The sequence below is a fragment of the Streptomyces sp. NPDC047072 genome (assembly GCF_040643855.1).
Classification (GTDB): Bacteria; Actinomycetota; Actinomycetes; order Streptomycetales; family Streptomycetaceae; genus Streptomyces.
Genome location: NZ_JBEYVC010000008.1, coordinates 120,335 through 126,597, shown reverse-complemented (window position 1 = coordinate 126,597; position 6,263 = coordinate 120,335). Strand labels below are relative to the sequence as shown.

At 70.5% G+C, this 6,263-nt stretch carries 6 protein-coding genes, 1 pseudogene and 1 riboswitch; of the genes and pseudogenes, 4 read left to right on the top strand and 3 right to left on the bottom strand.

The window, feature by feature from the left end:
• The 3 genes and pseudogenes from ABZ896_RS05935 to gcvT all read right to left on the bottom strand — a co-directional run.
• Positions 1 to 407: pseudogene (locus ABZ896_RS05935) on the bottom strand (serine hydroxymethyltransferase); the annotation flags it as partial.
• 9 nt (positions 408 to 416) lie between these two features.
• On the bottom strand, positions 417 to 794 hold the full coding sequence (gcvH, locus tag ABZ896_RS05930; protein ID WP_360922571.1) for a glycine cleavage system protein GcvH: 378 nt from the start codon (positions 792 to 794) through the stop codon (positions 417 to 419).
• Positions 795 to 891: 97 nt separating this feature from the next.
• Positions 892 to 2,010 (bottom strand): glycine cleavage system aminomethyltransferase GcvT, encoded by a 1,119-nt coding sequence (gcvT, locus tag ABZ896_RS05925; RefSeq protein WP_360922568.1) that lies wholly within the window; start codon positions 2,008 to 2,010, stop codon positions 892 to 894.
• A 147-nt stretch (positions 2,011 to 2,157) separates the two neighbouring features.
• A riboswitch (glycine riboswitch) is annotated at positions 2,158 to 2,253 on the bottom strand.
• Between the two features lie 170 nt (positions 2,254 to 2,423).
• Between gcvT and ABZ896_RS05920 the strand changes: the two genes are divergently transcribed.
• The 4 genes from ABZ896_RS05920 (at position 2,424) to ABZ896_RS05905 (ending at position 6,247) form a co-directional block, all read left to right on the top strand.
• Positions 2,424 to 3,098 carry an AAA family ATPase gene (locus ABZ896_RS05920; RefSeq protein ID WP_360922565.1) on the top strand — a complete coding sequence of 225 codons (675 nt, stop codon included), beginning with the start codon at positions 2,424 to 2,426 and terminating at the stop codon, positions 3,096 to 3,098.
• Positions 3,099 to 3,167: 69 nt separating this feature from the next.
• The gene (locus ABZ896_RS05915; RefSeq protein ID WP_360922561.1) at positions 3,168 to 3,965 is read left to right on the top strand and encodes an enhanced serine sensitivity protein SseB; all 798 of its coding nucleotides are present in this window, start codon (positions 3,168 to 3,170) and stop codon (positions 3,963 to 3,965) included.
• Between the two features lie 143 nt (positions 3,966 to 4,108).
• Positions 4,109 to 4,903, top strand: coding sequence for an enhanced serine sensitivity protein SseB C-terminal domain-containing protein (locus tag ABZ896_RS05910; protein WP_360922558.1), 795 nt, complete (start codon positions 4,109 to 4,111; stop codon positions 4,901 to 4,903).
• A 339-nt stretch (positions 4,904 to 5,242) separates the two neighbouring features.
• Positions 5,243 to 6,247, top strand: coding sequence for an ABC transporter permease (locus ABZ896_RS05905; protein WP_360922555.1), 1,005 nt, complete (start codon positions 5,243 to 5,245; stop codon positions 6,245 to 6,247).
• Positions 6,248 to 6,263: the final 16 nt, after the last annotated feature.

Here is a 6,263-nt window from a genome sequence, read left to right as displayed (position 1 = left end):
GAGAAGTTCAGCCGCATCCCGTGGGTCAGGTGCCCGCCGTGCGCGAGGTCGAGCCCGAGGATGGTGTCACCGGGCTGGGCGAGCGCGAAGAGGGCTGCCTGGTTGGCGGAGGCGCCGGAGTGGGGCTGGACGTTGGCGTACTCCGCGCCGAACAGGGCCTTGAGCCGGTCGATGGCGATCTGTTCCGCCACGTCGACGTGTTCGCAGCCGCCGTAGTAGCGGCGGCCGGGGTAGCCCTCGGCGTATTTGTTGGTCAGGACCGAGCCCTGGGCCTCCATGACCGCGAGGGGGGCGAAGTTCTCGGAGGCGATCATTTCCAGGGTGGACTGCTGGCGGCCCAGCTCGGCGTCGACCGCGGCGGCGATCTCCGGGTCCAGCTCGTGCAGGGGCGTGTTGAGAAGGGTCATCTACGGTCCTCAGCCGGCGGAAAAGGCGGTGTACTCGTCGGCGGAGAGCAGGTCGCCCGGCTCCTCCGCGACGCGTACCTTGAACAGCCAGCCGCCCTCGAACGGGGCGGAGTTCACCAGCGACGGATCGTTGACGACGTCCTCGTTGACCTCGGTGACCTCACCGGTCACAGGGGAGTACAGGTCGCTGACCGACTTGGTCGACTCCAGCTCACCGCAGGTCTCGCCCGCGGTCACCGCGGCCCCGACCTCCGGGAGCTGGACGAAGACGACATCGCCGAGCGCGTTGGCCGCGTGCTCCGTGATGCCGACCGTCGAGACGCCGTCCTCGGCGCCCGACAGCCACTCGTGCTCCTTGCTGTAACGCAGCTGCTGGGGGTTGCTCATGGCCTGAATTCTCCTGTACGCGGGGGAGTGCTGGTGAAGGGGGGACTGCGGAGGACGTGCGTGAGCAGCGACGATGTGTGCGCCGTCACGCCGACGGCTACTTCTGGCGCTTGTAGAACGGCAGCGCCACGACCTCGTACGGCTCGTGGCTGCCCCGGATGTCCACACCGACCCCGGCCGTGCCCGGCGCCGCGTGCCCGGCGTCGACGTAGGCCATGGCGATCGGCCTGCCCAGCGTGGGGGAGGGCGCCCCGGAGGTGACCTCGCCGATCACCCGGCCGTCCGCGACCACCGCGTACCCGGCGCGCGGCACCCGACGCCCCTCGGCGACCAGGCCGACCAGGACGCGCGGCGGCTTCTCCTCGGCGAGGCCGGCGGCCTTCCGCAGGGCCTCGCGCCCCACGAAGTCGCCCTCCTTCTCGAACTTCACCACCCGGCCGAGCCCGGCGTCGAAGGGGGTCAGCTCCGTGGACAGCTCGTGCCCGTACAGCGGCATGCCCGCCTCCAGGCGCAGCGTGTCCCGGCAGGACAGCCCGCAGGGGACCAGGCCGACGCCCTCGCCGGCCTCGGTCAGCGCCTGCCACAGCGCCTCCGCGTCGGACGGCGCCACGAACAGCTCGAAGCCGTCCTCGCCGGTGTACCCGGTACGGGCGATCAGCGCGGGGACCCCGGCGACCGTGCCCGGCAGACCGGCGTAGTACTTGAGCCCGTCGAGATCGGCGTCGGTCACGGAAGCGAGGATCCCCGCGGACTCCGGCCCCTGTACGGCGATCAGCGCGTAGGCGTCCCGGTCGTCCCGCACCTCGGCGTCGAAGCCGGCGGCCCGCTCCACGAGCGCGTCCAGGACGGTCTGCGCGTTGCCCGCGTTCGCCACCACCAGGTACTCGGTCTCCCCGAGCCGGTAGACGATCAGGTCGTCCAGGATGCCGCCGTCGGCCCGGCAGATCATCGTGTAGCGGGCGCGCCCGACCCCCACGGAGCCGATGTTCCCGACCAGGGCGTAGTTCAGGAAGCGGGCCGCTTCCGGACCGGTCACGGTGATCTCGCCCATGTGGGAGAGGTCGAAGAGCCCGGCCCTAGTCCGCACGGCGTTGTGCTCGTCGCGCTCGGAGCCGTAGCGCAGGGGCATGTCCCAGCCGGCGAAGTCGGTCATCGTGGCACCGAGCGAGCGATGCAGGGCATCGAGCGCGGTACGACGGATATCTGTGCTGCTCATCGGACGGTCGTCTCCAGAATCCAAGGCATGACAGGCGAGGAACGTTCCTCCCCATCTGTCATCGGAACCTGAGAGGTTCGCCATGAAGGACATGGCTTGCACCGTGGGTGGGACCACCGAAGCCGGCGGCCCGCTTTTCAGATGTGCCTCGCCCGCGCGGTAACGGGGCCTGAGAGATTCAAGGGAGGGACTTGCTCCTTCGGCGCCCGGGTACACGACCCGGGACTCTCCCGCGCGGATTCAAACGGCCGGTATGCAGTTGGCGCGGACATCATTGCACGGCTGGGACGCGGAGGGCAGGGCCGCCTTTTGTAACCGGCCTGTGGCTGTACGCGTACAGAAACACGAGAGATCGTCCATTACCTTCTCTTTACGCTCGGTGGGGAGGGGAACCCCGACCCCGGAGGAGGACGATGACGGTGAACAGGACGACGGCGTACGCGACGACCACGGGCGTGGCGCTGCCCAAGCAGCCCACGGCCCCGGCCGTCGAGGCCCGTGACGCGCGCCCGGCACCGGTGGTCCGCGACCTGCGCGACCGCTCCGGGCACAGCCCGCACGCCCTGCTCTTCGGCCCCCGCGACCTCGTGGTCATCACCGGCCTGCCCGGCAGCGGCAAGTCCACGCTGATGCGGCGCGCGGTCAAGGGGATACGGATCGACTCCCAGGACACCCGCGACCGTTGGGACGGCCGGCTGGCCCGCTTCCTGCCGTACGCCGTCTACCGCCCCCTGGTCCGGCTCGCGCACTACGCCGGACTGCGCAAGGCCCTGCGCTCCGGCAAGGGCGTCGTCGTGCACGACTGCGGCACCCAGGCGTGGGTGCGCGGCTGGCTGGCCCGGGACGCCCGGCGCCGCGGCGGCACCCTGCACCTGCTGCTCCTCGACGTCACCCCGGACCTGGCACTGGAGGGCCAGCGCGAGCGCGGCCGCGGTGTCTCGCGCTACGCCTTCCTGCGGCACCGGGGCGCGGCCGCCCGGCTGATCCGGGCGGTGGAGCGCGGTGACCTGCCCCCGGGCTGCGACTCGGCGGTCATCGTCGACCGCGAGGCGGCGGACGTCCTTCGGCGGATCGGCTTCACGGGCTGAGCCATCCCGGCGGTACCCGCTAGCCTTTCAGCCACACCAGACAGTGGTTCACAGCAGGCGGTCAGACAGATGGACTTCCCGGCGGATCTCCCCGCGGACTTCTCGGCGTTCCCGGCACAGGCACACCCGCACCCGCACGGCGGCTGGCCCGGCAACGAACTGGAGGAGGTGCTCTCGGCCTCCCTCGGCATGCCCTCGGCGGGCGGCCGGATCATCGAGGTGCTCGGCCGCAGCTTCGTCTGGGTCCCGCTGCCGGGCGGCGGCGGCCCGCACAGCGGCCCTCTCGACCTGCCCACCTTGGAGATCGAGGGCCAGGCGTTCGTGCCGGTCTTCAGCTCCGAGGAGCAGTTCCGCCAGGTCGCCGGCTCGCACATGTCGTACACCATCGCCCCCGCGGTCGAGTTCGCCCGCGGGCTGCCCCCGCAGGTCGGCATCGCCGTGAACCCCGACGGCGTGGTCGGCGTCCCGCTCCCGCCGGCCGCGGTCGCGGACCTGTGCCGGGTGGGCCGTACGCCGCTGGACGGCCCCAACACCGGCGGCCGCGTCAAGCTCTACCAGCCCGACTGGCAGGAGGACCCGGTGGACTTCCTCGCCACCGCGTCCGCCGAGTTCGCCGCGACCGGCGTGGTCCTGACGGCCCGCCGCTGCCTGGCCGCGATCGAAACGGCCGACCCGGTCATGTTCATCGGCGTAGAACTCTCCCAATGGGAGGGCGACCTGCGCACGCTGCCGATGGACGCGCTGGGCAGGGCCCTGCACACCACCCCGGTGAAGTGGCCGGTCAACCTGGTCCTGCTGGACGTGGCGGACGACCCGGTGGGGTACTGGATGCGCGAGCAGGTCCGGCCCTTCTATACGCAGGGTTAGTGGTCCACCCCTTTTTGGGGGCGCGGGGAACTGCGCGACAAGCCACAGACAACCCGCACCCGCCAACGGTCAACAGGCTCCTGCCCGGTGGGCGCATAAGCTTGGTTTCCACTAGGGGCAACTTCCAAGAAGGGCGATACGACGTGAGCGGCACCGGCACCGCGACCGGCACGGTCGAGCACATGCTGCGCCAGGTGACCCCCGGGCGCTACGACGCCTACGAGGCACTGCTGCGCGCCCTCGCGACCCCCAACGCCGGCCAGATCTGGATGCTCCTGTGGCACGGCCAGGCCGGCTCCCCGGACGCCCAGTACGGAAACATGGAGGTCGAGGGCTACGGCTACGCCCCCTGCGTGACCTCGGCCCAGGAGCTGTCGGCAAGTGGCTGGAACCGTTCGTACGAGGTGGTCGACGGCCTCGACGTGGCCCGCACCCTGTACCCCGACCACTTCGGCCTCTGGCTCAACCCGCACGCCCCCGGCGGCGGCGTCGGCATCCCCTGGCTGGACCTGCGCCGCATCGCCACCGGCCTGGAACGCCAGCCCGCCGGCCCCCTCCGCCTCGCGGAACCCGGCATCGAGATCCCCCAGTTCTACGCCCTGCTCGTGCAGAACGCCCACCGCACCCCGGCGGTCCGCTCACTGCGCCGCGCCTGGGTGCAGCCGGCGCTCGGGGCGCCGTATCTGGCCATCGGCCTGGACGTCTACGACACCAGCCCCTCGGCCGTCGACTCGGTGCGCGCGATGATGCAGCAGTCCATCGGCGCCGTCCCGGACGGCCTCCCGGTGTCGACCGTGGCGATGTCCGACGACTTCGACCCGGTGGCCCTGTGGATGCGCTCCGGCGCCCGCCCCTTCTACGACCGCGAGGCACACGCGGCTCCCGCCCAGGCCCCCGCGGCCGGTTACGGCTACCCACCGGCGTCGGGCCGGTACTGACCGTAGGGGCGGCGGAACCCGTTCCGACGCGGTTGCGCGGCATCCCGCTCAGGACGGAGTAGGCTTCTCCGCGCGTAGATCCGAACAGTAGGTTCACTTTGGGGTCGATGTGCCCCGATTCGTGGCCGTCCGGCTCTCGCAACCCGCCGTTCGGATAACGGAATACTCCAGCCCGCATCACGTTTATGCATCCTTTCACCGCCAAGTCTGGCTCCAGATCGCTGAAGCGTTGAAGACTCCGGCAGCAAGGGGTGGTCTACCCCTGCGTACGACGTGAACACGCCGCTACAAGCGGCAAGTGCGGGCCGGTCACCGCCGGTTGAGAGGGGTCCCTGCCAGATGACGGCACCATTGCACGAGCCGACCGCGGAAGCGGCTCCGAGTGCGGCCGAAGAAGCGGCGCTCGCCGCGGGTGAGAAGGCCGTACAGGGACGTTCCCTGGGCCGGATCGCCTGGGAGCGCCTGAAGCGGGACAAGCTCGCCCTCACGGGCGGCGTCGTCGTGCTTCTGCTCATCCTGGTCGCGCTGCTCGCGCCGGTGATCACCAACCTGTACGGACAGGACCCCGACGCGTACCACGAGAGCCTGATCGACCCGCTCTTCGGCACCCCCAAGGGCTCCCTGGGCGGCGTCAGCGGCGACCACTGGCTGGGCGTCGAGCCGGTCAGCGGCCGCGACATCTTCGCCCGCGTCCTCTACGGCGCCCGTATCTCGCTGCTGGTCGGCTTCCTGTCCGCGGTCGTCGCGATCGTCCTCGGCACCGTCCTCGGTGTGCTCGCGGGCTTCTTCGGCGGCTGGCTCGACACGGTCATCAGCCGGGTCATGGACGGCCTGCTGGCCTTCCCGCAGCTGCTGTTCATCATCGCCCTGGTCTCCGTCATGCCCAACGAACTGCTGGGCCTGACCGGTTCGTCCGTGCGTGTGTTCGTGATGATCGTGGTCATCGGCTTCTTCGGCTGGCCCTACATCGGACGTGTGGTGCGCGGTCAGACGCTCTCCCTGCGCGAGCGGGAGTACGTCGAGGCGGCCCGGTCGCTGGGCGCCGGGCGGTTCTACATCCTGTTCAAGGAGCTGCTGCCCAACCTGGTCGCCCCGATCGTCGTCTACACGACGATGATGATCCCCACCAACATCCTCACCGAGGCGGCGCTCAGCTTCCTGGGTGTGGGCGTCAAGCCCCCGACCTCGTCGTGGGGGCAGATGCTCTCCAGCGCGCTCGACTACTACGACTCGGACCCCATGTACATGGTGGTTCCGGGTGTGGCGATCTTCATCACCGTTCTGGCCTTCAACCTCTTCGGCGACGGCGTGCGGGACGCGCTCGACCCGAAGGGTTCCCGCTGAACTGCCGTACCGCAAC